This is a genomic window from uncultured Vibrio sp., assembly GCF_947488985.1.
Lineage (GTDB): Bacteria > Pseudomonadota > Gammaproteobacteria > Enterobacterales > Vibrionaceae > Vibrio.
Genome location: NZ_CANLBV010000187.1, coordinates 1 through 2,407 on the forward strand (window position 1 = coordinate 1; position 2,407 = coordinate 2,407).

General features: G+C 41.8%; 2 protein-coding genes and 1 pseudogene. All 3 read left to right on the forward strand.

All coding sequences use genetic code 11. The features are described 5' to 3' along the window. A partial coding sequence (locus Q1A70_RS19545; RefSeq protein ID WP_299695608.1) for an IS6 family transposase occupies positions 1 to 554 on the forward strand: 554 nt, incomplete at its 5' end. A gap of 256 nt (positions 555 to 810) precedes the next feature. Continuing rightward, a complete protein-coding gene (locus tag Q1A70_RS19550) occupies positions 811 to 1,851 on the forward strand; it encodes a hypothetical protein (protein ID WP_299695606.1) in 1,041 nt (346 codons plus the stop codon). A gap of 202 nt (positions 1,852 to 2,053) precedes the next feature. Further along, positions 2,054 to 2,281: pseudogene (locus Q1A70_RS19555) on the forward strand (IS6 family transposase); the annotation flags it as partial. Between the last annotated feature and the right edge of the window lie 126 nt (positions 2,282 to 2,407).

Consider the following 2,407-nt stretch of genomic DNA (forward strand, 5'->3'; position numbering starts at 1 on the left):
TTCTGCTGGAATACGAGACAAGGTTCACTCATTACCGCCCATGCTGGGTAAATTTTAACAGTGACAACTATCCTGCCGGAGGGGGGATGGACGAGACTTACATTAACGTCAAAGGTCAGTGGAAGTACTATTATCGAGCCGTAGATAAATACGGTGATGTGATTGATTTTCTACTGCGTGATACGCGAGATGAAAAGGCCGCGAGAGCGTTTTTCCAAAAGGCCATCGGCCAACATGGGTTACCCGAAAAGGTGGTGATTGACGGCAGTCATTCCAACGCGTTGGCACAGCATCATATCAATGTTGAGCTTTGGCAGAATGGTCTGATGCTCAACCTCATTGAAGTCCTTCAAGTGAAATACCTGAACAATATTGTTGAGCAAAGCCATCGCAGAGTAAAAGGAAAAATGAACCAGGCACTGGGTTGGAAATCTGACGAAGGTGCAAGGGCGACTTTAGCCGGAATAGAGCTGTGGGCGATGATTAAAAATGGACAGCTCGACAACCCTGATGGTTTATCAGTTTGGGATGAATTCTACGCACTTGCAGCCTAATTGCGTCTGGAAATCAGTACGCTTCTACATCAGCATAACTTTGCGACAAAGCCATATTTTCCCTCATAGTTACCTTGCTTTTGGCTGGGTGTAATATTGACATCAATTCCGCAGGGCTTTGTTGAAGCGCGCAGTAATAGTTCATTACAAAAGAATTGGACATCAAACTTCCCATTTAACATTTTAATGATAGCATCCTAACTGCTTACTATAAAGTGCCATAAAATCAATACCATATTAAACAAGGAGGTATGTAATGCTAAAAAATACTGCAATAGTGACAGGTTTGCTCTTTTCGAGTTTTTCTTACGCTAATCAGGACAATGATGTTCTATGGAGCACATTATTCCCTCAACACTCAGAAAGTACATTTCTAATGGCCGGAGATGAGTCCAACATGGCCCCTATTTCATTTAATGAAAAAATCACTAATGGCAAGTATCAGGTTTTACCCATTTATTCAAATGAACATGGAGGTATTTTAGGGTTTGAGATAAAAAATGAAAATGGAGTTTCTCTTGGCCTTCCAGCTGGAGAAAGTGAATTACAATTTACGCCTAATGCTGAGGATAAAGTCAGGTTTATTGCAAGCTCGCTATCCAGCAGACCTGACCACAATTACCTCCAGTTTGATGTAACGCAAATTACAAGACTTGGAGACGCCACTACAACATCAGGTGATAGACCTGTTAAAGATATTTCTTTTGTATATGACAGCGAGAAAAATGTATATAGAGCAACAATTGACAATACATCAAGTGGTATTGTTTATCCTTTTTTAATTTCTAAATCAGTTGCTTATGAGACTTTATTTTTTGAGTATAGAAATAGATACATGTATCTTGGTAAGAATGATGAGATGCGGCTCGATACGAGTAAAAAGTCAGGTGATGACTCTTGGCATGAATGGTCATATATCCCAGATAAACCGAATTCTTTTACTTGGTGGGCTAAAAACGATAAGAACCAGTGGTTCCCATGTTATGTTGATTCTAATAGGAGCTGGAACGTAGTATGTAAAGATACTCCAAATATACCAATAGAAGCATATGAGTTTGAACTAGCAGAGAAAAAGACCCCAAGAGACAGTTGGAATTCAAATCTATCCGCATATGAAATCTACAGCCCTCATGCTGGTCTATACTTGTCTAATACAGCCAATTGCTCCCCTGAGTGTATTCGGGCGAACTCAGATGGAACTCAAAGCCGAGCATTTATTCCAAATGGCTCAATAGGCTTCAGACAATCTGAATACAGGCTAGCTTATGGTAAATTACCTGACCTCTTACCAAACTAAAAGCTCCCGAATTCAAGTCTGAAGTGCAACACTTCCCCATTTAGGGGCTTTGTTGAAGCGCTCAGATAATGCTCAATGATGGCATTGCTACCGAATTCCGTTATCATGGCTAGCCTATGGCTAGCCATAGGTTTTGTTACAACACTAAAGGGCTTTTAGTGCTGAGTTAGGATCTCCGTCAGCACTCATTACCTTTAGCATTATGACTATCAACTTTTCCGGTCGCCACTTTCCTTCCGACATCATCCTCCAGATTGTTCGATACTACGTTTCGTATAAACTCAGCTACCGTGAAATCGAAGAGATCATGGCTGAGCGGGGCATCCACGTTGATCACTCAACCATCAACCGGTGGGTCATCAAATATGCGCCATTGCTGGCGCATCGAGCTCGCGGAAGAAAGAAGCCTGTCGCCTCTTCGTGGCGGATGCGGCGTTTTTCAAGGTAGTTGTCATCATTTGCTTACTTATTAAGCAGCCTCTCTTTCTGGGTTTAGGTGTACTTCACCAACTGGCTTACAGTTCCTGATAGCACCAGACCATCGTTCAGGGTTTAG